We start from the raw sequence: 24,243 nt of genomic DNA, 5'->3' as shown, positions 1-24,243 counted from the left end.
CCTCAGAATCTACAATGACCGGCCAATGTGTTAACCGTTACAGGACCAAACCTTGAAGTCACTGTCTCTGCACCAGCTTTACAAAGCCTGTGTTCTGAAAGATCTGCCGTTCAAAACCACCAAACAACTGGAGCCGCTGGCTGAAATCGTCGGCCAGAACCGCGCCCAGGAAGCTGTGCGTTTTGCCCTGGCAATGCCCCATGGCGGTTACAACGTCTATGCCGTTGGCCGAAATGGCCTGGGTAAGCGCACCATGATGTTGCGCTACCTGGAGCACCATGTGGATACCGATCAACAGAGCCATGACTGGTGCTATGTGGCCAATTTCGAAGAGCCGCGTATTCCGAAGCTGTTGCAGCTGCCGGCAGGAAAGGGAACCCAGCTCAAGCAGGATATGGAAAAGCTGATGAGTCGTCTGGTCAAGGTGATTCCCCAGACCTTTGACAGTGACAGCTTTCTGGAACGCTCGGAACAGCTAAAGAACGAGTACGGCAAGAAGCAGGAAGACGAGCTGGAGAAGGTTGCAGCCCAGGCCCGGCGCAAAAAGGTGAGCCTGACCGTGACCACGCCGGGTGGTTACCGGCTGGTTGCCATGAACGGGGATGAGCCTCATACCGCAGAATCGTTCCAGGCACTTACCGAGGAGCAGCGCGACAAGTTCGAAGATGCCATCAACAGACTCGAGAAAAAGCTCCGGCAGGCCCTGCGCAAACTGGCGGACTGGGAGCAGGAGTACGCCGATAAACAGCAGGCCCTGAACCAGGAAACTCTCGAAGGTATCTCCGGCCACCAGATTGATGAGCTGATCGAGAAATATAAGGATCTGCCGGAAGTGGTTGCCTACTTTGAAGCGGTTCGGGCGGACCTTGTGGAGAACCTGGAGATATTCCTCGACGATAACGAGGAGCAGGCAGCGATTGCTTATGCGTCCCTCGACAAGAAGATGCCCCGCCGTTACCTCGTCAATGTTCTGGTGCATCAGAAAACCAACGAAGTGCCGATGGTGGTGGAGGATAACCCCACCTACCACAACCTGTTCGGTTACGTTGAGAACGTCACCTACAAGGGCACGGTGTTCACGGATTTCTCCCTGATTCGCCCGGGCAGCCTGCACAGGGCCAACGGTGGCTATCTGTTGATGGACGCCATCAAGGTTCTGGAGCAACCGTTTGTATGGGACGGCCTCAAGCGTGCCCTGCGTTCGAAGTCCATACAGATAAATTCCCTGGAACGGGAACTGACGCTCTCCGGAACCATCTCAATTGAACCGGAATCGGTTCCCCTGGACGTCAAGATTGTTCTGTTCGGTGATCGAGAAACCTGGATGTTGCTACAGGAATACGATTCCGAGTTTGCCGAGCTGTTCCGGGTTACGGCGGATTTCGAGAACGAGATGTACCGTTCTGATGACAGCCAACTGCTCTATGCCAAGTTTATTGCCAGCCTGGTGAGTGAGAAGAAGCTGTTGCACTGTTCAAACAAGGCTGTTGCCCGGATTATTGAGCACAGTGCCCGTATGGCCGAGCACCAGGATCGACTGTCCCTGCACGCGGCGGATATTGCCAACCTGCTGCGAGAATCCGATTTCTGGGCCCGCCAGGCCGGGGCCAAGCTGATTCAGGATCTGCATGTGGAGCGTGCGCTGGAAAGTGCAAAATACCGCAGCAGCCGGATCCGGGATCAGTTCTACGATTCCATCCGTGACGGTACGACGCTCGTAACTACCAGTGGTACGTGTGTTGGCCAGGTAAATGCGCTTTCGGTTCTTTCCACGGGCGGGTTTGAATTTGGACTTTCCAACCGTGTTACCGCTACCTGCTATTATGGAGATGGCGTGGTGATGGATATTGAGCGTGATGTAAAGCTCGGTGGCAATCTGCACTCCAAGGGCGTAATGATCTTGAGCTCCTGGCTAGCTTCCCATTTTGCGGTCAATGACCCGATGCATCTGTCGGCCAGTCTGACCTTCGAGCAGAACTACGGTGAAGTGGACGGAGACAGCGCCTCTCTGGCGGAGCTGTGCGCGCTGATTTCGTCCCTCTCCGGCATTCCGGTTCGACAGGATCTTGCGATTACGGGATCGGTCAACCAGTTTGGTGAGGTTCAGCCCATTGGGGGCGTGAATGAAAAAGTGGAAGGCTTTTTCGCCACCTGCCAGCTCAAGGGCGGGCTTTCAGGCAGCCAGGGTGTCATTTTGCCCTCCACCAATGTGCAGAACCTGATGCTCGACAGTGAAGTGGTGCAGTCGGTGCGCGGGGGGCAGTTTGCGGTGTATGCGGTCGCCCATGTTGAAGAGGCCATAACCCTGCTGCTTGGCAAGCCTGCGGGCAAGGCCGATGACAAAGGCAGGTACCCCAAGCAGAGCGTTTTTGGCATTATCCAGCAACGACTTGAAAAAATGCGGGAACACGAGCGCCAGGAACATGCCCGTGACGACCATAAAGACCCGTCAATTCACTGACCGGCGATCATAAGAAAACGGACAGGAGAGAACACACCCATGACTGATATCCAGCAAACCGTGTACGTGGTAGAGGACGATGAAGCAGTCCGCGACTCCCTGGAGCTGCTGCTGAAATCCGACGGCAAGCCGGTCAAGACCTATGAGAGTGCAACCGCTTTCCTGAAGGACTATTCCGACAAGATGGCAGGCTGCATTGTGCTGGATATCCGCATGCCCGGCATGGACGGTATGGAGCTCCAGAAAAAGCTCAATGAAAAGCACTCCATTCTGCCGATCATCTTTGTGACCGGGCACGGTGACGTGCCTATGGCCGTCGACGCCATGAAAGAGGGTGCTGTGGACTTCATCCAGAAGCCCTACCGTGAGGAGGCGCTGCTGGAGAAAATCGAGGCAGCTCTCAAACAGGACCTGGAGCAGCGCAAGTCACTGGATGAGAAGCAGGAGATCATCCGTCGCATCAAGAGCCTGACCCCCCGGGAACACGAAATCATGGACCGGATGATTGCCGGCCAGGCCAACAAGGTGATTGCCATTGAGCTGGAGATAAGCCAGCGCACGGTGGAGATCCACCGTTCCCGCGTTATGCACAAGATGGGTACCCATTCCCTCGCACATCTCGTTCGTATGGTCCTGTCCGTAAAGGACCTTATCGACGCAGGGTGATCCCGGCGGCATCATACGGTTACTTTTTTAACCGGCCCGACATTTATGACTGAACCTGTCAGCGAGAACTCGGAGGTTACGGTTCTGCTTGTGGACGACAACCCGCAGAACCTCAAAGTCCTCTATGAGACCCTGAAAGATAAAGGTTACCGGCTGCTCATTGCCAACGAAGGCGAAAAGGCCCTCGACCTTGCCCACCGCCATCAGCCCGAAGTTATTCTCCTGGATATCATGATGCCGGAGATGGATGGCTATGAAGTCTGTGAGCGCCTCAAGGCGGATCTCCAGACGGCAGACTGTGCCGTTGTTTTCCTGTCTGCGTTGGATGACCTGCAGGCGAAGGTGAAAGGCTTCTCTCTCGGCGGCGCCGACTATATCTCCAAACCCTTCCAGTCCCAGGAAGTGATCGCCCGGGTGAAAACCCACGCCAGTGTGATTCGTCTTGAGCGGGAGCTGCAGGCCCGCAATCGTGAACTGCAGAGCGATCAGGCCCGGATTCTCAATTCCATCAGCGAGGGCATCTACGGCCTCGATGAGAATGGCATTATCGAATTTGCAAATCCTGCGGCGGCGTCGATTGTAGGATGCCCGGTGGAAGAGCTGATTGGCCGTGATTTTTTCGAAACTCACTTTGCAACTGCCGGGGACAATCCGGACAGCCTCCCGGTAAAGGCCACCTGTCAGCAGGGGGTAGCGGAGAACCAGAGGGATATTCGTATGCTGCGGGCCGATGGAACCGGCTTTCCCGCTGAGTACCGTTCGACCCCGAAACTGGACTCTGACGAGCTCCATGGTGCCGTTGTCGTGTTCCGGGATATCAGCGCCGAACTGGATAACGAAAAGGCGCTGGAGGATGCCCGGCAACTGGTTCAGGAACAGCGTGAGCAGCTGGCCCATACCTCCCGCCTGACCACCATGGGCGAAATGGCTGCCGGCGTTGCCCATGAGGTGAACCAGCCGCTGACCGCCATCACCAATTATGCCCGCGTCGCCAAGCGGATGATGGCAAAGGAAAATGCAGACATGAGTCTGCTCCAGGAGACCCTGGACAAGATTGAGGCGCAGTCCCATCGGGCCAGCGAGATTATTCGTCGAATCCGTCGATTCATGAAAAAGCCGGCCACGGGCAAAGAAGTGCTGTCAGTGCCTGCGTTGCTGGAAGATACCCGCCAGTTTGCCGAAGTGGATATGCGTAACAACAAAGGTGCCATTGAACTGTCGGTTCCTGAGGCTATGCCGGACGTTCTTGCAGACCCCGTCCAGGTTCAGCAGGTGGCGCTTAACCTGATCCGCAATGCCCTGGAGGCCACCAGCAGTATTGATTCCAGTGCGCCTGTCGAGGTGAGTGCGAGTGTGCAGGGTGGCACCTGTGTGCGAATCCAGGTGCGAGACCATGGCATCGGTTTGTCGGAAGACGCCGAAGAGAAACTGTTTCTGCCGTTCTTCACCACCAAGGACGAGGGTATGGGAATTGGTCTGTCAACCTGCCGATCCCTGATACAGGCCCAGGGTGGCGACATCGGTTTCGAGCGACCGGAGGATGGCGGCGCCTGTTTCTACTTTACTCTGCCTGTTGCCGGCGCCCAGGGTTCTCCCTGCGCACCGGATAGAGAGCCTTCTTAGAGCCAGTCGATGCGCCCGGTCAGATGAGGCGCATCGCCTTTGGCATTCAACACCTGATAGTCCCAGCTCGTTTCGCCCGTTTGCCAGTTCAGTTGGGCTGTTCCGGGCAGAAACAGCGGTTTCTTGAACTGGCAGCTGACGCTCAGAGCGCCACTTTGCCAGTCTTCCTGTTGCTCCAGCAGTGCGAGTGCGTGGGCCTTGGTCCACATGCCATGGGCGATTGCCCGTGGAAAACCGAATGCTTTGGCACTCAGGGCATGCATGTGGATCGGGTTGCTGTCACCGGATACCCGGGCGTATTGCCGGCCAATGGACTCGGGGGCTTTCATGTTCTCGGTGTTCGGATAACGCTCCAGCTCCGGCGGCGTTTTTTTGCCGGAAGATTTGCTCCCACCATCCGGCTGCCGGAACAGCGTCGTGCTCGCTTCCTCCCAAACCAGTCTGCCAGCCGAGCGTGCCTCGGTAATCAAATCAAATTCCACGCCCCGACCGCTCTTCACTGTATTCCCCAGGCTTACAAAGAGATCCAGGTTTTCCCCGGTGCCTATTGGTCGGTGCTGGGTCATGGTGTTTCGCAGGTGTACCAGGCCCAGTAGCGGCAACGGAAAGCTCTTCTCGGTAAGCAGTTTCAGATGCAGGGGGAAAGCTAGCACATGGGGCCAGGTAACGGGCAGATGACTGCCAGCCGTGAAGCCGCAGACCTGCTGGTAGCGCTTCAGTTTCTTGCCCGCGGTGCTGACACCCAGCAGGCTCGCGGAGAGATCCGGGATGCTGATATCGTCGCCGGTTTGCTTCTGCTTTGGCAGCAGTGTTCTGCCATACATCGGTAACAAGGCGGGCGGCGTGTTGTGGTAAACGAGGGTCTCTGACATTGGTGTTCTCCTTGACAGCCCGGGCCATCAATCCCGGCATTACCTGAGTAGAAAGCTTTGAAGCAAAGGGTATGCTTTTTTTTACATTTTGGTACAACTCGGCGTCTGTGGCCTGATATGCTCTTATATAAGACGATTGTCTAACAGGGTGCGGTTAATAGGTCCCTTGAGTCTGACAAACCTCTGGAGTCTGACAAACCCCACCAGATCAGGCATTGACCTGACGTGCCACGGCGGGTGTCGGGAAGGTCACAGTAGTTAACCAATAAAAAGCGGAATCTTATGCAGGAACTTCGTGACGCGGGAGTGATGTTGCGCCTGATTTATGAGGCGATGAAAAAGAAGGGAATCGATACCGATGCCATCTTCACTCGCCTGGGTGTGGATGAGAATTACGTTTATACCGAGCAGCTTCGAACCCCCCACAGTGCCCAGATGTATTTCTGGCAGGCTGTTGAGGACGTTTCCGGGGATCCGGATGTGGGTCTGCACCTTGGGCAATTGCTGCCTGCCTACAAGGGCCAGGTGCTGGAGTACCTCTTTCTGAGCAGCCCAACCTTCGGCGAGGGTCTGCGCCGGGCCCAGAACTATCAGCGTCTGCTGAGTGACGCGGCAAACACAGATTTTTTTATTGAGGGTGACGATGCCTGCATGGTACTGGATGCGGCATCTGATGATGTCCGCCGTTTGCGGCATTTCAATGAATGTTTCGTGCTGGGACTGATTACCTTTTTTCGCTCGATCACCGATGGCAGCTTTTACCCGTCACGCATCGAGTTCGAGCACGAGCGTTCCGAGGGCCAGGATCATGTTCGCGAGGTGCTAGGGTGCGACGTCACCTTCGGTGCGTCGGAAAACCAGCTTTATTTCCCGGCAAAGCTGCTGTCCCACGCCTCGCCGCATGCCGAGCCGGAGCTGCTGGATCTTCACGAGCGGTTCGCCAGCGAACAGGTTGCCCGTTTGGAGAAGAAGGACATCGTCGGTCAGGTGGAGCGGATTGTCGCAGAGCTCCTCGATAGTGGAGAGGTTACCCTGGATGCTGTGGCCGAGCGGCTTGGCATCAAGCCGAGGACCCTGCGTACGCGGCTGACGGAGGCCGAAACCAGTTTTAATCAGGTACTCGCGGATTTTCGCTATCGCCTTGCCCGCCAGCTGCTGGCAACCACCGATGAATCCATTGATGAGATTGTCTACCTGACCGGCTTTTCTGAGCCCAGCACGTTCTATCGCGCATTCAAGCGTTGGTCCGGAATGACGCCGATCGAATACCGCAAAACTGCCCAGGGCAAGGATGCCATGGCCGATGCCATGTAATCGGACGCTTTTCTGAAAAATTTTCAGAAAAGCGTTGACATAACAGGGTGCCTCTTTATAATGCGCCCTCGTTGTCACCGAGCAATCACACCCTTGATTGCCAAGCCTTTTCGAGGCGAGTTGTGATGACCCGCACGGAGCGGTAGTTCAGTTGGTTAGAATACCGGCCTGTCACGCCGGGGGTCGCGGGTTCGAGTCCCGTCCGCTCCGCCATTTTCCCTTCCTCTGTATCCTGCAACGCCCTCAGAATTTCTGAAGCTGTTTTGCTTCTGCCTGAAAGCAACCCTGTGTCATCGTTCTGTCACTAAGACGATCTAGTCTGTTCCTGAAAACTCAAGAACAGGATGGCCGCCATGCGGGATTATGAAGAAGAGTTGATTGAAAGTCAGTTCGAGGAATACGAAGACGATGACGGCTGGGATGATGCCATGGAGCTCTGATCTCAGGAATGCCGGATTCGCTTTCGGTGTTCGCCCGGGCTCAGGCTGAACCACCGCCGATACGCCTTGTGAAAGGCGGCAGGATTGGCGAATCCCAGAAGCCAGGCAATTTCCGCCAGTGATGTCTCCGTCTCTCGAATATAATCCCGTGCCAGTTGCTTCCGCGTTTCATCCATCAATTCCCTGAACCCGGTTCCCTCGGCCGCCAGCTGTCTTTGGAGAGTCCATGGCGCTGTGCCCAGTTTCATTGCAATGGTTTCAAGGCTCGGGGTTTCACCCTGGAACAGGGGTGTCAGCAGGTTCTTCACCCGGTCTCCCGTTGTCCATCCCCGTCGGATCTGCTGCAGTTCCCGTTCGCAGAGATCTGTCAGCTTTTCATGCATGGCGGGCTGGGCCTGCTGGCTCGCACTCTCCCAGATATCCTGTCGCACAGTAAGGCTGTTTTTCGACGCTCCAAAATGCACCGGGCAGCGGAACCAGCTTTCAAATAAATCATCCTGGCCAATGGGCTGGTATTCGATGGTGACTCTTTCCAGAACGTCATAGCAACCGGATACGGTTCTCAGGAACTGAGTCCAGGCGGCAAGAACAGAATCCACCACAAAATAATTGAAGCCGTTGTACGGGCGGATCGAGTAGAACTGGGCCTGTCGGGTTTCCGGCCAAACCATTGGTACGCCGCGGCTGTTGCGGCTGGTCAGCAGGGCATAGTGAATCAGTATGCTGATTGCCGCCCCGACAGTGCTCGCGGTTTCCCCGGCAAACCCGGCAATACCTGCGTCGACAGGACGGGATAATGCCCCCATCCTCAAGCCCAGGGCAGGGTTGCCGGTCTCGCTGATCGCCGCGTGCCCCAGGCGCATGAATCGTGGAATGCTGATACGTGCTTCCGGGGAGTTCAGTGTCTGATGGTCAAGTTGGAAACGGGATGCCAGTTCAGTGCTGTTGGCGCCTTCGGCCTCGGCCGCGCGCATGAGCGCAGAAACATAGAGAACACTGATGTCTCCGAGAGAGTTTCGGCTTTTTGGGGTGGCAGATATTTGGTCGCTCATTGAAGTCTTTGTCTGACATGTTATGCAAAGATAATAAAATGTTATCCCTGGATATTGTCGATGGCAAGGACCACGAGTAGTTTAATCCTCAACAATGAACGGGGACCTGGCAGTTGCAGGAGCCCCGCCAAAGATCACGATGAGGAGACCGAACATGACTGCGAGCACGACTCCAGGCGTTGCCAAATACCCGAACCTGCTTGAACCGCTGGACCTTGGCTTCACCAAGCTGCGTAACCGCACTCTGATGGGTTCCATGCACACTGGGCTTGAAGAGGCCAAAAACGGCTTTGAGCGTCTGTCGGCGTTTTATGCAGAGCGTGCCCGTGGCGGTGCCGGCCTGATCGTTACCGGTGGTATTGCTCCGAATGTGGAAGGGGGGGTGTTCCAGCACGCTGCCAAGATGACCACCGAAGAGGAATCCGACAAGCACAGGATCATTACCGATGCCGTGCATGAAGCCGATGGCAAGATCTGCATGCAGATTCTCCATGCGGGCCGCTACGCCTACTCTCCGGAGCTGGTGGCACCTTCCGCTATCCAGGCGCCGATCAACCCGTTCAAGCCGAAAGAGCTGGATGAGGCGGGCATAGAGAAGCAGATCCAGGACTACGCGGATTGCGCCGTGCTGGCGCAACGTGCCGGCTATGACGGTGTTGAGGTCATGGGTTCGGAAGGTTATTTCATTAACCAGTTTATCGTTTCTCATACCAACCACCGGACCGACCGTTGGGGTGGCAGCTACGAAAACCGAATTCGCCTGCCCATCGAAATCGTACGCCGGGTCCGTGAACGGGTAGGTGAGAACTTTATCCTGATCTATCGTCTGTCCATGCTGGATCTGATCGAGGATGGCAGCACCTGGGAAGAGGTTGTGCATCTGGCCAAGGAAATCGAGAAGGCCGGTGCCACCATCATCAATACCGGTATCGGTTGGCATGAGGCCCGGGTGCCCACCATTGCCACGTCGGTTCCCCGTGGTGCCTTTACCAAGGTGACCGCGCGCCTGAAGGGTGAGGTGAGAATTCCGCTGGTCACCACCAACCGGATCAATATGCCGGACGTGGCAGAGAAGATCCTGGCCGAGGGCGATGCCGACATGGTTTCAATGGCCCGGCCGTTCCTGGCGGATGCCGACCTGGTTCAGAAGGCGGCGGAAGATCGCGCCGACGAAATCAACACCTGCATCGGTTGTAACCAGGCGTGTCTTGATCACACCTTCAGTGGCAAGCTGACGTCGTGTCTGGTGAACCCACGTGCCTGTCACGAGACCGAACTGACCTACGTGAAGACCGCCAGGCCGAAATCCATAGCGGTGGTTGGCGCCGGCCCGGCCGGGCTGGCCTTCGCTTCCGTGGCAGCAGAGCGGGGCCACAAGGTGACGCTGTTTGACGCAGGCAGCGAGATCGGTGGTCAGTTCAATGTTGCCAAGCTGATTCCAGGCAAGGAAGAGTTCTACGAAACCCTGCGGTATTTCCGGGTGATGCTCGACAAGCACCAGGTGGACGTGCGCCTGAACACCCGAATCAGCGTCGAGGATCTCAAGGCCGGAGGCTTTGATGAGGTGATCCTGGCGACCGGGGTCAAACCCCGCACTCCGGAAATTGAGGGAATCGACCATCCGAAAGTGATCGGTTATCTCGACGCCCTGCTGGAGCGCAAGCCGGTCGGGCAGAAAGTGGCAGTGATCGGTGCCGGCGGTATCGGGTTTGATGTCTCCGAGTTTATCGTCCACAAGGGCACGTCGGCCGCCATCGACACAGACCACTTCATGCGTGAGTGGGGTGTGGATCTGAGCGTTGAGCACCGGGGTGGTATTCAGGGCGTTGAGCCTCAGGTGCCGGAGCCTGCCCGCGAAGTCTATCTGCTTCAGCGTAAAGCATCGAAAGTCGGTAAGAACCTGGGCAAGACCACTGGTTGGATTCACCGTACGTCCCTTAAGAACCGCCAGGTTCAGATGGTGCCCGGTGTCACCTATCGCAAAATCGATGATGAGGGGCTGCACCTAACGGTCACGCCGAAGGGCGCGGAGCAGGGCGAAGATCGGGTGTTGCCAGTGGATACCATTATTGTGTGCGCGGGTCAGGAGCCGCTGCGTGAACTCCAGAGCGATCTCGAAACAGCTGGCCTGCCGGTTCACCTGATTGGCGGTTCGGATGTGGCGGCTGAGCTTGATGCCAAGCGGGCCATTGACCAGGGTAGTCGTCTGGCTGCGGAGCTCTAACCGCAAGCACGATCACAAATCGTTGCAGTTTTTCCCTTTGCAGAAACGATTGTCTGGCTAGACTAATAGCTTTGAGTCTGTCGAGTCGTTGAACTGTGGAGAACGCGCAATGGTGTCTGCCGACCAGGCAACCGATGGTTATTCGGCGGTATTTTTTGTGGAAGGGAGTCAGGTGGCCCGCGAGATGCGGGCCAGTGAATTCGGAGCCTTCCTGGATGGCTATGTAGGGCTGTCCGATCTTGCCGAAACTGATGTCAGGGCTGTTCTGGTTGAGCTGAGTGCCGATCTTCGGGTCCAGGCACTGGTGTTCTTCCGCATCTGGTTTGATGAGGAGGGCAGGGCAGACAGTCATTGGAATGTACCTATCGAAGGGCTGGCCAGGAAAGGCGCCAAAGGGCCGGACATGGGCGGCGGTGCGATCCGGCTGGTTTGCCGTAGCCAATGCCCTGACTCCAAGTTCAAGGAAGATCTCTGGGACCCGGACATGACACCCGGGAACAACCATTTCCAGGCGATTCGCAAAGCGGTTGAAGCCAACAGTCTCAAATTCCGAAAAGTGGAGCCGGTTCAGGAAGAAAATATTCCGGTTCTGAGCGAACAGGCTGAGGATTCCAATGAACGTGAAGAGGCCGCTGCAGCCGCGGATCGTTCCCGTCTGGCACAGCTGATTCGTGAACAGCGCCTGCGGATCAAGACCCTGCAGAGTGTTCACCGCGATGCGCTGTCTGACATCCAGCGGGAGCATCGGCTGGAAATTCAGGGTTTGCGCAGTGATATCGCGGATCTCGAGCAGAAATACGAGCGCCAGCGCCTGAGTAATGAACAGCTTAAAAAGCGTCTGTCGGAGCGAAACGAGCAGTACCTCTCCATGCAGGAGCAGATGGCCGCTGTTGGTGAAGAAAAGCAGCGTGAGGACTCGAACGCGGGTGCTGAACTCTTGCTGCTCAGGGAGCAATTGGAGCGACGTCAGCGGGAGTTGGAATTAAGGGACGAGAAAATCGTTGCCCTTGAGGAGGAGAATCACGAGCTTCGCAATCGCGAGCCGCCGGAGGACTCCATTATGGACCACCTGAAGCGCCAGTCGGTGTTTCTGGTGGCCTACCAACCGGGCGCCGGTCATGTAACACTGCCTTTCAAAGACATTGAAACCTACTTCAGCAACCCCACCGCCTATGCTGCAGAACGCTGCGGCATGAATGAACCCGCTTATCAGGAATGGCTGGCGCACTACGAAAATCCTGTCTGCGCCCATGAAAGCGACGATGGCAAAGTCTGCGGCGAGCCGATTCTGCGAGTCAGTCAGCCAGCGGAATTTCGCCCGGGCATTGATGACCGTTGCGAGAAACACCAGTCCTGAGGCCCGAACTTTTTTCAGTATCGGGGTGACTTTCGTTAAACTGTACGCCAGATTGTCACCGGGGTAACGGTTTCGTTTGTCCCCGCCGCATCCCGACACCACAGGAAACTTCATGGATCAGTTCAGGAACATTGGTGTGATTGGCCGTATGGGCAGCGTGAAAGTGGTTGAATCGCTGCGCCAGCTCAAACAGTACCTGATCGCCAACAACTACCACGTCATTCTTGAGGAAGACACGGCCAGCATGTTGCCCGGGCATGGCCTGCAGGTGGCAAGCAAAAAACTGCTGGGCGAGATCTGTGATCTGGTTATCGTGGTCGGCGGTGATGGCAGCCTTCTGGGCGCCGCCCGTGAGCTGGCCAAGTCCAAGATTCCCTTGCTTGGGGTGAACCGTGGCCGTCTGGGCTTTCTGACCGACATATCGCCTTCCGACCTCGAGGAACGACTGGGTAAGGTTCTGGAGGGCGAATACATGGAGGAAACACGGTTTTTGCTGGATGGCAACGTCGAGCGTAATGGCCAGCCCCTCGGGTTTGGTACCGCCCTGAACGATGTCGTGCTGCATCCGGGTAAATCCACCCGGATGATCGGCTTCGATCTGTTCATTGACGGTCATTTTGTCTACAGCCAGCGCTCGGATGGCCTGATCGTCTCCACTCCGACAGGGTCTACGGCCTACTCGCTTTCCGCGGGCGGCCCGATCATGCATCCCAAGCTGGATGCCATTGTTCTGGTGCCCATGTTTCCCCACACTCTCAGTAGCAGGCCGATCGTTGTCGATGGCAAGAGTGAGATCAAACTGGTGATCGGGGAGACCAATGAAACCTATCCGCAAATCAGCTTTGACGGCCAGATGAACATTGCCTGTGCGCCAGGCGATATCATTCGCATTACCAAAAAGCCGTTCAAGATCCGGTTGATTCACCCCACCGACCATAATTTCTACGCCACCTGCCGTGACAAGCTTGGCTGGGCTAGTGAAATATCAGCGAGTTGATCATGGCTGCAACAAATCCGACCGCAAGCCGCGGTTACGACATCATTGGCGATATTCACGGTTGTGCCCATACGCTCACCAGATTGCTGGACCAGATGGGGTACCGTAAGGTCAACGGGGTTTATCAGCACCCACGTCGCCAGGCGATCTTCATCGGCGATATTATCGATCGCGGCCCTCGCATCCGCGAGGCGTTGCACCTTGTGCGGGATATGGTGGAACACGGTTCGGCCCGCATTGTTATGGGCAATCATGAATACAATGCACTGGGTTACTGCACGCGTGCACGTCCCGGCAGCGGCAAAACCTTTTTGCGTGAGCACAACGCCCGTCATGACCGTCTGATCCGGGAGACGCTGGAACAGTTCGAGGCGCATCCGTACGAGTGGAATGAATTTCTCGAGTGGTTCTATACCATACCGCTGTTCATCGACGATGAGGATTTCCGGGTTGTTCACGCCTGCTGGGACGGCGATCTGATCGAAAAATTCAAGCAGTCGCAGGGCGGCGCCTGTATCGATGAGGACTTCCTGCACGCGTCTGCCGCTATTGAGTCCTTTGCCGGGCAGGTCATGGATACGCTTTTGCGGGGAACAGATCTCAGGCTTCCCGAGGGCATGGCCATCACCGGTCGGGACGGCTACGTGCGTGAGTTTTTCCGAACCAAGTTCTGGGCCGACGATCCGCATACTTATGCCGATGTGGTATTCCAGCCAGACCCACTGCCACCGGAAGTGGCAAGCCGGGTACTGACTGAGGACGAGCGCAAACAGCTCATCAGCTATCCCCTTGATGCGCCGCCGGTGTTTGTGGGGCATTACTGGATGGAGGGTGAGCCGGCGCCGCTCAAGTCCAATGTCGCCTGCATCGACTACAGTGCCGTGAAGTACGGGCGGCTGGTGGCTTATCGGATGGATGGTGAGCGGGCACTTTGCCGGGACAAGTTTGTCTGGGTAGATGTGGAAAGGCCGGAGCAACCGGACTATCCGACCAGCGAAGACAGCGTTGCGCGCTAAACCGAGCATCGAGGCTGAATCAATTCCGGAGGCGGAGTAAGCGGTGTACCGAGTCAAGCAGTTGGATACTACGGTGAATCTGGCCAGCTTCAGCCGTTGGCTGAACGGGCAGGGTGTGACCCATCGCATTACGGAAGAAGGGGGCTTCCAGGTACTCTGGCTGGAAGATCCTGCCCACGCTGAACCCGTGCTCTCCGCCCTTGATCGCTTCATGGCGGAACCCGAAATCAGGGAAGCTGTGGATCGCCAGAACCGGTCGCCGGTTTTTGTTGGCGGGCGCTGGCAGCCTTCACCTCGTCATGCGCCGCTCGTAATCGGGATTATTGTGTTTGCTGTGGCCATGGTCTGGCTCACGGCCATGGGCCAGAATGAACTGGCGGTCGGCCTGATGATGATTGATCCCCGGGATTATGACTGGAGCACCATGGCCGGTCGTATTGACGCGTTAACCGCCACCCTGGCCAGTGGCCAGATCTGGCGGCTGCTGACACCGGATTTTCTGCACTTCAGCTGGACCCATATAATTTTCAATTCCGTCATGCTCTGGTTTCTGGGCAGCCAGATCGAGTGGTTCGATGGTCGGGCCCGATTGATCACTCTGTTTGTGATTACGAGCCTGTTCTCCAATGGCTTGCAGTATTTTGTGTCCGGGCCTCTTTTCGGTGGGCTATCCGGGGTGGTTTATGGGATTCTGGGCTACTGCTGGCTTAGCCAGCGATCTGCACCGAGGTTCCAGTTTCCGCCTGCACTGGTTACCTTTGCGGTTGCGTGGATGGTGATCGGGTTTACGTCGCTCCCCGAAATGATCGGGCTCGGGCGTATGGCCAATGAAGCGCACCTGGGTGGATTTGTTGCCGGGCTGGCCCTTGCGGTGGTTTTGCCCGTAAGACGTAGGCGGGGCGCATAAAAAAGCCCCGCCAGAGGCGGGGCGTTAAAAGAGCTTTTAGCTCCTGATGAGAGAGACCAAATGAAACGACCGTCGTCATTTGGTGAAGTAATGATAATCATTATCGTTTGATGCTGTCAAACGGTTCTGCCACATTTTTATGAACGTTTTTTCAGGAGAGCGGGATGACCTACGAAGAACTGATCGAGCGCCTGGACCCCAATGTTTACCGGAGTCTCCGGCAGTCGATTGAGCTCGGGAAATGGCCTGACGGCCGCAAGCTGACGCCCGAACAGCGTGAAATCAGCCTGGAAGCGGTGATTTACTATGAGAATCTGCACAACATTCCTGAAGAGGAGCGTACCGGCTACCTCGACAGGGGCAGCAAGGCCGGCACCGCTTGCGATCCTTCGGTTCAGCGCAAGCAGGGTAACGGCGACGTGGATCCGGACCAGTTTGTTGAGGTCAAGTCTTGAGCGAGCTGATTGATGTCACCGGCCGGCTTCGCAAAATGCCGGCGGAGGCGGGCGACCCGGTGGCTTACTCCATTGCTGTGGGCGATACCCGCATCCCCCTGAACGATCTGATTGGCCGACCGGTGCGTCTGGATTTCGACGGCGTAATCCGTTGCATCCACTGCGATCGGAAGACTAAAAAGAGTTTCAATCAGGGCTTCTGTTATCCCTGCTTCCGCAAGCTGGCGGCTTGTGACAGTTGCATCATGAGTCCGGAAAAGTGCCACTATCACCTTGGCACCTGCCGCGAGCCGGAGTGGGGTGAAACACATTGCATGGTGGAACACGTGGTTTATCTGGCCAACTCTTCCGGTCTGAAAGTGGGTATTACCCGGGGGTCCCAGGTGCCGACACGCTGGATCGATCAGGGGGCGGTAGACGCTATTCCGATGGTGCGTGTTGCAACGCGGTATATTGCCGGGCTGGTAGAAGTTGCCTGTAAAACACACGTTGCCGACCGGACCAACTGGCGTGCAATGTTAAAGGGTGACGTTCCCGAGCTGGACCTGTTGGAAGAGCGGCAGCGTATTCTCGGGCTGATCGCCAACGATCTTGAAGCACTCAGGCAGACCCACGGTCAGGATTCAATCCGTGAAGTTGACGAACAGGGCCTTGGCCTGAGCTATCCGGTCCAGGCCTGGCCAGAAAAAATCAAAACCCATAATCTCGACAAAACGCCGGAAGTGGAAGGTGTCCTTGAAGGTATCAAGGGACAGTACCTGATCCTGGATACCGGTGTGATCAACATTCGGAAATTCACCGGTTATGAAGTCCGTTTCCGGGTCATGGAGGGCTGACAGCGCCTTGCCCGGTCAATCTTTTCATGTCTGCGGGTGCTGAATATCTGCGCCCGCAGGCCGCGAATTCTGGAGAAAACCAATGCGTACCAGCCAGCCACAGACCATTTATCTGAGCGATTACAAGGTACCCGCGTATCTGGTCGACACTGTAGACCTCAGGTTCGAGCTTTTTGAAGATGGGGCGCGGGTGCACAGCACGCTGCAGCTTCGCCGGAACCCGGAATCTGACGACGTATCTGCACCCCTGGAGCTTGACGGCGACAGTCTGACGCTGGAATCCGTTGTCCTGGACGGCGAGGAGCTGTCTGCGGGTGATTTTGAGGACCGGGGCGATCAACTAGTGGTCCGCTCTGTACCAAAGCAGTTCACCTTGACGGTAGTGACCTGGATAGAGCCCCAGAACAATACCCGTCTGGAAGGTCTGTATAAATCCTCCGGCATGTTCTGCACCCAGTGCGAGGCGGAAGGCTTCCGGTGCATTACTTTCTTCCCGGATCGTCCGGACGTGATGGCACGCTTCCGTACCCGCATCGAAGCCAACAAGAACGCCTATCCGGTGCTTCTCTCGAACGGTAATGATGTGGAAAAAGGCGAGCTGGAAAACGGCCGGCATTTTGTCACCTGGGAAGACCCATTCCCCAAGCCCTGCTACCTCTTCGCCCTGGTGGCCGGAGACCTGGTGGAAAAGCGGGATACGTTCTCAACGTGTTCGGGGCGCGACATCGATCTGCGCATGTACGTGGAGCCCCGCAATGCCGAGAAGTGCGACCACGCGATGGATTCCCTGAAACGGTCCATGCGCTGGGATGAGGACGTCTATGGTCGTGAGTACGATCTCGATATCTTCATGATTGTGGCGGTGGATGATTTCAACATGGGCGCCATGGAGAACAAGGGACTCAATATCTTCAACTCCTCCTGCGTGCTGGCCAGCCAGGAAACCGCCACGGACATGGCGTTCCAGCGCATCGAAGCCATCGTCGCCCACGAGTATTTTCACAACTGGTCCGGTAACCGGGTTACCTGCCGGGACTGGTTTCAGCTCAGCCTGAAAGAAGGCTTCACCGTATTCCGGGATTCCCAGTTCTCGGCGGATATGGGTTCTCCGACGGTGAAGCGGATTGAGGATGTGACGCTGCTGCGTACCGCCCAGTTTGCCGAAGACGGTGGCCCGATGGCCCATCCGGTTCGGCCAGCTTCCTACATGGAAATTTCCAACTTCTATACCCTGACCATTTACGAAAAAGGTGCAGAGGTTGTGCGGATGATCCACGCCTTGCTGGGGCCGGACATGTTCCGTAAGGGCAGCGATCTGTATTTTGAGCGTCATGATGGCCAGGCGGTAACGACCGATGATTTTGTCAAAGCCATGGAGGATGCTTCCGGTCGAGATCTGGGACAGTTCCGCCTATGGTACGAGCAGGCCGGAACGCCGGTACTCAACGTGTCGGATGAATTTGACGCCGGAAAAGGTGTGTATCGCCTTACCGTAGAGCAGAGCATTCCGGATACCCCGGGGCAGACCAACAAGAAGCCGCAGCACATTCCGTTTGCGCTTGGCCTGCTTGGACAGGATGGGCAGTCCCTGCCGCTTCAGCTTGAGCCGGGCCAGGTGAGTGCGCCGACGGAGCGGGTGCTTGAACATACCGAAGCGGTCCATACGTTTGAATTTCATGAGATCGAGTCCAGGCCGGTCCCGTCGCTGTTGCGGCACTTTTCTGCACCGGTTCGGATACGCTACCCATGGACCCGCGAACAGCTGCTTTTCCTTATGAGCCACGATCCGGACGGATTCAATCGCTGGGATGCGGGCCAGAGATTGACGGTGGATGTTATCCAGTCGCTGGTTGGGGCGCCGGACGATGCGGAAATCGAACCGAGACTGGTTGAGGCCTATCGCAAGCTGATTTCCGACACCGAGCTGGATCAGGCCCTGGTGGCAAAAATGCTGCAGCTGCCCTCCGAGGCGTACCTGATTGAACTATCGGATAACGCCGATGTGCCGGCCATCCATCGGGCTCGTGACGCGGTACTCCGGCATCTGGCCGGCGCCCTGAAACCTGAGCTGATTGCCTGCTACCAGCACCAACAGGGCAGTGGTCCCTATGAGGTGACGCCGGAGGCCATTGCCCGTCGTAGCCTCCGCAATACCGCTCTGGCCTGGTTGCTGATGATCAATGATGAGGAAGGCCGGGGCCTGGCAGTCAGCCAGTTGAACGCTGCTGACAATATGACCGATCGGATGGGAGCCTTGCGGGCTCTGGTCAATTCAGGTTTTGAGGCTGATCGCCAGCGGGCACTGGATGACTTCTACCATCGGTTCCAGGACGACCCACAGGTTATTGAGCAGTGGTTCTCCGTGCAGGCGGCCAGTGACCAGGCCGGGCAGCTGGAGGACATCCATAATCTTCTGGAGCATCCGGCGTTCGATTGGAAAAACCCCAACAAGATTCGTTCTGTGGTGGGCGCATTCGCAGGCCAGAACCTGGCGGCGTTCCACAAACCGGATGGTTCGGGTTATGAATTCCTGGCAGATCAGGTCTGTCGCCTGGACGACAGCAACCCGCAGATCGCCGCGCGTCTGGTGACGCCGCTGACCCGATGGAGAAAGTTTGCGCCGGCTTACAGTGGCCTGATGAAAACGGCCCTGGAGCGTATTCGCGACAAGTCCGGATTGTCACGGGATGTCTATGAGGTAGTGCACAAAAGCCTTGCCGATTGAAGCCGGCTACAAAATCGCACTTTCGGTCGATAGACTTTAGTCTGGGGTCGGGTAGTCTGGAATAAGGTCTGTAATTCCATCAGACGACAATAAAAAAGCCTCCGCAGAGGCTTCCAGACGCACTTAGGGTTTCACAATGATGTATAACAAAAATGCGATTCTCGGCGGCCTGATGGCTCTCTCCGTGGCATCATCGCCTGCGTGGGCGGCGGTTTCCGCTAGTGAAGCGGCCCGCCTGGGCCAGGAGTTGACACCCTTTGGGTCACCCAGGGCCGGCAACAGCGCCGGAACCATCCCGGCGTGGACTGGTGGCCTGACAGAGCCACCTCCCGGTTACGAGGGTACTGGGCAGCACCACATCAATCCGTTCCCCGATGATGAAGTCCTGTTTACCATCACACCCTCCAACATGGAGCAGTACGAAGAGTACCTCGCCGATGGCGTGAGGGCGATGCTGGAAACCTATCCGACAACGTTTCGGGTTCCTGTTTACCAGTCTCGCCGTACCCATGCCGTTCCCCAATGGGTGGCCGAGAACACCCGCGAGAACGCGGTAAGCGCAGAAATTGTTGGCCAGAGCGAAGGTCTGGACGGTGCTTTCGGCGGCTACCCTTTTCCGATTCTGCACGGTAATGACGAGCAGAAAGCCTGGCAGGCGGTCTGGAACCATCTGACCCGCTGGCGCGGCATCTCTGTTACCCGTCGATCCAGTGAGGTGGCGGTCCAGACCAGTGGCGACTATTCGCTGGTTACCTCCCAACAGGAAGTTTTCTTCAACTTTTACAACCCGGAAGGTGGTGAAGAGGACCTGGATAACGTAATTTTTTATTATCTGTCGTTTACCCAATCGCCACCCCGCCTTGCCGGCGGTGCCATTCTGATTCATGAAACTCTGAACCAGATCATCAATCCGCGTAACGGTTGGGGCTACAACGCCGGCCAGCGCCGCGTGCGCCGGGCACCAAACCTTGGTTACGATTCCCCGATCGCAGCGGCTGACAACCTGCGTACCGCCGATGATACTGACATCTTCAACGGGGCCATGGACCGCTACAACTGGAACTATGAAGGCAAGCGGGAAATCTACATCCCCTACAACAATTACCGTATTGGCGAAAAAGGCCTCCCTTACGAGGAAATCCTGGGCACCTCCCACTTGAACCCGGACCTCACCCGCTGGGAGCTTCACCGTGTGCACGTGGTTGAAGCCACACTGAAAGACGGTGAGCGCCATATTTATGGCAAGCGCCGCTTCTACATTGACGAGGACAGCTGGAACACGGTTCTGCTGGATCAATACGATGGTCGCGGCGAACTCTGGCGTGTAACGATGGGACTGCCTAAAAATTATTATGAACTTCCGGGTGTGTGGACGGTTCTTGACGTCTATCATGACCTTCAGGCCCGTCGTTATCATGTGCTCGGTCTGGACACAGAAGAGCCAAATACCCGCGTGTTCACCGACGAGGTCCCGAACAAGCGCTACTTCTCGCCGGCCTCCCTGCGCCGCAGGAGTGTTCGCTAACGCGCTGTTGGCCGAGGGATGCGTCCCCCGTCCACAGGAAGTGGCGACCCAACATACCGGCAATCGTAAGGTTGCCGGTATGTTCACAGTTATTCCCGGCTTTGCCGGTCAGAGACACAGTTCAATACAACATAATAGGCAATCTGAATGGCTAAAAGGTTGATGTGCAAGACTCTGGGCGCTGCCTGCCTTGGACTTTCCATGGTCTGGTCTGCCCCTGCAGCGTTTGCGCTTGCAGATATCATCGAAACCCCGGCCCGGCCGACGGATCTGGCCCCGGAAAATCTTCTCACCGATGCGACCCGGGTTGGGGATCGTATTGTGGCTGTGGGAGAGCGCGGCCATATCATCTATTCGGACGATGAGGGGAAAACCTGGGTTCAGGGTGAAGTTCCTGTTTCTGTGACCCTGACAGGGATCGATTTCGGCTCCGACAGCCATGGCTGGGCAGTGGGCCACAGCGGCGTTGTCCTGCACACGACTGATGCCGGGGCCACCTGGAGCCTTCAGATTGACGGTATCCGCGCCATGGAACTGGCCATTGAGAGCCGGGAAGAGCAGATTTCCGCCATGGAGGAGCGCATCGAAGAAGCGCCCGAAGAAGAGAAAGAAGATCTCGAGTGGGCGCTGGATGACCTCTACTTCGCCCTCGAGAACATTCAGGCGGATATGGACATCGGTCCAGTTAACCCGCTACTGGATGTCTGGTTTGAAAATGAGAACCGCGGTTTTGTGGTGGGCGCCTACGGCATGTTCCTGCGCACCATGGACGGCGGTGAGACCTGGAAAGACTGGGCGCCAAGAATCGACAACCGGCAGAACTTCCACCTTAACGGCATCACCCGCATCACGGGCGGAGCCCTGGTTGTCGTTGGTGAAGCCGGACAGATACATGTCTCTGTAGACGGTGGTGAGACCTTTGAGCGCCGTGAAGCGCCTTATGAAGGCTCCCTGTTCGGTGTTATCGGTACAGGCCAGGTGAACGAGCTTCTCGCCTTCGGCCTTCGTGGCAATATGCTGTTTTCTTCAGACCTCGGCAAGAGTTGGCGGATGGTTCCCAATTCGGCCGGGGCTACACTCAACGACGGCGTCGTTGCCGATGATGGGCGCATTACCCTGGTGGGAAATAGTGGTGCGGTACTGATGAGCACGAATGGCGCAGAAACCTTCCGCGAGTATTTCCGCAGTGATCGTGAAGGTGTCATGAGTGCGGTGCCTATTTCAGGCACAGACCTGCTGATTGTCGGCGAAGGTGGCGCAAAAATTACAGACGCCCGTGGCAGAAACCTTCAATAACGCCCTGATGTGGCAACAACCGAACGAACAATAGAGGGGCTTTTGAATGTCCAACCCTAAGCATGACAAGGGCGAGCACTACCTGACCACGCCCAAGGCCGAACCCTTTCTCGAAAGGCTGATCTTCAACAATCGGCCCATCATTCTTATTGTCTTTGCAGCGTTGACGCTTTTTCTCGGGTACAACGCCATCAAGATTCAGCCTGACGCCAGTTTCGAGCGGATGATTCCGCTTGAGCATCCCTACATTGTGAATATGCTCGAGCATCGGGATGACCTGGAGAATCTGGGTAACTTTGTTCGTATCGCCGTCGAAGCAAAAGAGGGCGATATTTTCACCCAGGAGTACATGGAGACCCTGAAGCAGATTACCGACGAGGTCTTCTATCTCAACGGCGTGGATCGCTCCGGCCTCAAATCTCTCTGGACGTCGAACGTTCGCTGGGTCGAGGTTACCGAACAGGGTTTCCAGGGTGGCACTGTCATACCGGACGGCTATGACGGCTCCCGGGACAGTCTTGAGCAGCTTCGTCAGAACGTTCTTCGTTCTAACGAGGTCGGGCGCCTGATCTCTGATAACTTCCAATCAACGATTGTTTATGCGCCGCTGTACGAGAAGAATCCGGAAACCGGTGAGGCTCTGGACTACGGCGAATTTTCCCGTCAGCTTGAAGAAAAGATTCGGGACAAATACGAAGAACAGAATCCGGATATCCAGATTCATATTGTGGGTTTTGCCAAGAAGGTCGGCGACCTGATTGAGGGGATAGGTTCTATCGCCTGGTTTGCCGGGATCACCATCCTGCTGACCACGCTGCTGTTGTTCTGGTACTCCCGGGCGATTGCCGGCACTCTGGTACCCGTCTTCACCTCAATCATTGCGGTTTTCCTGCAGCTGGGAACTCTGCGGCTCCTGGGCTATGGTCTGGACCCGTATTCTGTGCTGGTGCCCTTCCTGGTGTTTGCGATCGGCATTAGTCACGGCGTTCAGATTGTCAATGCCATGGCCGTCGAGGCTGCCAAGGGCTTTGATGCGGTGACTGCCGCGCGCCTGGCTTTCCGTGCTCTTTACATACCGGGCATGCTGGCTCTGATTTCAGACGCCTTTGGTTTCCTGACCCTGTTCTTTATCGAGATCGACGTTATCCGGGACCTGGCCGTTGCCGCCGGTATTGGTGTTGCGTTCGTGATCTTCACCAACCTGGTGTTGCATGTACTGATTATGTCCTATGTCGGTATCTCCAAGGGCGGTATCCGTCACGTACAGAATCACGGCGAAAAACAGGATCGTAAATGGCGTCTTTTGTCCTACTTCTCTCATCCAGGCGTAGCGCCCATCTCGTTGTTGATTGCTGTAATTGGCCTCGGACTTGGTCTTTATTACAAGCAGGACCTCAAGATCGGCGACCTAGATCAGGGTGCGCCAGAGCTTCGTGCAGACTCCCGCTATAACAAGGACAACGCCTACATCATCAACAATTACTCGACCAGTGCCGATGTATTGGTGGTGATGGTCAAAACGCCGGAAGAGCAGTGCACGCAATACAATGTGCTGCGGGCCATGGATACTCTGCAATGGGAACTTCAGAACACACCGGGCGTGCAGTCTTCCGTATCACTTGCAGATGTCTCCAAGATGGTGACCAAGGCGCTGAACGAGGGCAACTGGAAGTGGTATGAGATCTCCCGCAACCAGACCATCATCAATGCGTCCATTCGTGAGGCGCCTGCCGGGTTGATCAATACCGATTGCAGCCTGACGCCGGTGTTGGTGTTCCTTGAGGATCACAAGGCAGAAACCCTCCAAACCGTCGTTGAGCGGGTCGAACAGTTTGCCGAGAACAACAGCACCGATGAGCACAGGTTCTTGCTGGCGGCCGGTAACGCCGGTGTTGAGGCCGCTACCAACGAGGTTATCTCCGGCGCCAAGGACAAGATGCTGATCCTCGTTTACAGCGTGGTGAGTTTGCTGTGCTTCGCGACTTTCCGCTCCATTCGTGCCGTGCTGTGTATCGTGATCCCCCTGGGGCTGACTTCAATCCTGTGTGAGGCGATCATGGCGGTATCCGGCATTGGTATCAAAGTGGCGACCCTGCCGGTTATTGCCCTGGGTGTCGGTATAGGTGTTGACTACGGCATTTATATCTACAGCAAGCTGGAGAAATACCTGCTTGAGGGCAAAACGCTTCAGGAGGCTTATTATGAGACCCTGCGTTCGACGGGTAAGGCGGTTATGTTTACCGGCGTAACCCTTGGCCTGGGTGTTGTCACCTGGATATTCTCGCCCATCAAGTTCCAGGCCGACATGGGCTTCCTGCTGTTCTTCATGTTCCTCTGGAACATGGTGGGGGCCATCTGGCTGTTGCCCGCTCTGGCCCGGTTCTTGTTGCGGCCGGATCAGATGCTTGCCAAGGCCCGAGCTGCGAAATAACATTCGAAAAGACTTGCAAAAAAGCCCGCGCTGCGGGCTTTTTTGT

Annotated in this window: 17 protein-coding genes and 1 tRNA gene; 16 read left to right on the top strand and 2 right to left on the bottom strand. The window is 56.4% G+C overall.

The window, feature by feature from the left end; all coding sequences use genetic code 11:
• Positions 1 to 52: 52 nt before the first annotated feature.
• From CFT65_RS15000 to CFT65_RS14990, 3 genes are read left to right on the top strand one after another with little or no spacing between them, the layout of a single operon-like run.
• Positions 53 to 2,461, top strand: coding sequence for an ATP-binding protein (locus CFT65_RS15000; protein WP_088828883.1), 2,409 nt, complete (start codon positions 53 to 55; stop codon positions 2,459 to 2,461).
• A gap of 39 nt (positions 2,462 to 2,500) precedes the next feature.
• Positions 2,501 to 3,127: a response regulator FixJ gene (gene fixJ, locus CFT65_RS14995; RefSeq protein WP_008170525.1), complete on the top strand. Its 627-nt coding sequence runs from the start codon at positions 2,501 to 2,503 to the stop codon at positions 3,125 to 3,127.
• Between the two features lie 45 nt (positions 3,128 to 3,172).
• Positions 3,173 to 4,750 carry a response regulator gene (locus CFT65_RS14990; RefSeq protein ID WP_088828882.1) on the top strand — a complete coding sequence of 526 codons (1,578 nt, stop codon included), beginning with the start codon at positions 3,173 to 3,175 and terminating at the stop codon, positions 4,748 to 4,750.
• Here the strand turns inward: CFT65_RS14990 and CFT65_RS14985 are convergent.
• Positions 4,747 to 5,622, bottom strand: coding sequence for a MaoC family dehydratase (locus CFT65_RS14985; RefSeq protein WP_088828881.1), 876 nt, complete (start codon positions 5,620 to 5,622; stop codon positions 4,747 to 4,749). The genes CFT65_RS14990 and CFT65_RS14985 overlap by 4 nt on opposite strands.
• 282 nt (positions 5,623 to 5,904) lie before the next feature.
• Between CFT65_RS14985 and CFT65_RS14980 the strand changes: the two genes are divergently transcribed.
• Both CFT65_RS14980 and CFT65_RS14975 read left to right on the top strand, forming a co-directional pair.
• Positions 5,905 to 6,936 (top strand): AraC family transcriptional regulator, encoded by a 1,032-nt coding sequence (locus tag CFT65_RS14980; protein WP_088828880.1) that lies wholly within the window; start codon positions 5,905 to 5,907, stop codon positions 6,934 to 6,936.
• A 136-nt stretch (positions 6,937 to 7,072) separates the two neighbouring features.
• Positions 7,073 to 7,149, top strand: a tRNA-Asp gene (locus CFT65_RS14975).
• Positions 7,150 to 7,378: 229 nt separating this feature from the next.
• On the opposite strand, the gene CFT65_RS14970 is transcribed toward CFT65_RS14975, so the two are convergent.
• A complete protein-coding gene (locus CFT65_RS14970) occupies positions 7,379 to 8,428 on the bottom strand; it encodes an AraC family transcriptional regulator (RefSeq protein WP_088828879.1) in 1,050 nt (349 codons plus the stop codon).
• A gap of 154 nt (positions 8,429 to 8,582) precedes the next feature.
• On the opposite strand from CFT65_RS14970, the gene CFT65_RS14965 reads away from it, so the two are divergent.
• The 11 genes from CFT65_RS14965 to CFT65_RS14915 all read left to right on the top strand — a co-directional run bounded on the left by CFT65_RS14965 (position 8,583) and on the right by CFT65_RS14915 (position 24,197).
• Positions 8,583 to 10,652, top strand: coding sequence for an FAD-dependent oxidoreductase (locus CFT65_RS14965; RefSeq protein ID WP_088828878.1), 2,070 nt, complete (start codon positions 8,583 to 8,585; stop codon positions 10,650 to 10,652).
• Positions 10,653 to 10,761: 109 nt separating this feature from the next.
• Entirely contained in the window at positions 10,762 to 12,009 is a 1,248-nt protein-coding gene (locus CFT65_RS14960) for a DNA repair protein (RefSeq protein WP_088828877.1), read from the top strand.
• A 112-nt stretch (positions 12,010 to 12,121) separates the two neighbouring features.
• Positions 12,122 to 13,006, top strand: a complete 885-nt coding sequence (locus CFT65_RS14955) for an NAD(+) kinase (RefSeq protein ID WP_064227361.1) — start codon at positions 12,122 to 12,124, stop codon at positions 13,004 to 13,006.
• A gap of 2 nt (positions 13,007 to 13,008) precedes the next feature.
• Positions 13,009 to 14,022, top strand: a complete 1,014-nt coding sequence (locus CFT65_RS14950; protein ID WP_088828876.1) for a metallophosphoesterase — start codon at positions 13,009 to 13,011, stop codon at positions 14,020 to 14,022.
• Positions 14,023 to 14,065: 43 nt separating this feature from the next.
• Positions 14,066 to 14,929 (top strand): rhomboid family intramembrane serine protease, encoded by an 864-nt coding sequence (locus CFT65_RS14945; protein WP_088828875.1) that lies wholly within the window; start codon positions 14,066 to 14,068, stop codon positions 14,927 to 14,929.
• Between the two features lie 164 nt (positions 14,930 to 15,093).
• A complete protein-coding gene (locus CFT65_RS14940; protein ID WP_088828874.1) occupies positions 15,094 to 15,384 on the top strand; it encodes a YeaC family protein in 291 nt (96 codons plus the stop codon).
• Positions 15,381 to 16,220, top strand: a complete 840-nt coding sequence (locus CFT65_RS14935; protein WP_088828873.1) for a DUF2797 domain-containing protein — start codon at positions 15,381 to 15,383, stop codon at positions 16,218 to 16,220. The genes CFT65_RS14940 and CFT65_RS14935 overlap by 4 nt, the downstream gene beginning before the upstream one ends.
• Before the next feature lie 82 nt (positions 16,221 to 16,302).
• A complete protein-coding gene (pepN, locus tag CFT65_RS14930) occupies positions 16,303 to 18,945 on the top strand; it encodes an aminopeptidase N (RefSeq protein WP_088828872.1) in 2,643 nt (880 codons plus the stop codon).
• 139 nt (positions 18,946 to 19,084) lie between these two features.
• Positions 19,085 to 20,470 carry a DUF1329 domain-containing protein gene (locus CFT65_RS14925; RefSeq protein ID WP_416376657.1) on the top strand — a complete coding sequence of 462 codons (1,386 nt, stop codon included), beginning with the start codon at positions 19,085 to 19,087 and terminating at the stop codon, positions 20,468 to 20,470.
• Positions 20,471 to 20,617: 147 nt separating this feature from the next.
• Entirely contained in the window at positions 20,618 to 21,766 is a 1,149-nt protein-coding gene (locus CFT65_RS14920; protein ID WP_228705863.1) for a WD40/YVTN/BNR-like repeat-containing protein, read from the top strand.
• 46 nt (positions 21,767 to 21,812) lie between these two features.
• A complete protein-coding gene (locus tag CFT65_RS14915) occupies positions 21,813 to 24,197 on the top strand; it encodes an efflux RND transporter permease subunit (RefSeq protein ID WP_088828869.1) in 2,385 nt (794 codons plus the stop codon).
• Positions 24,198 to 24,243: the final 46 nt, after the last annotated feature.

The organism is Marinobacter sp. es.048 (assembly GCF_900188435.1).
Classification (GTDB): domain Bacteria; phylum Pseudomonadota; class Gammaproteobacteria; order Pseudomonadales; family Oleiphilaceae; genus Marinobacter.
Note: the sequence above shows the minus strand (reverse complement) of the source record. Positions and strands in the feature narration are given on the sequence as shown.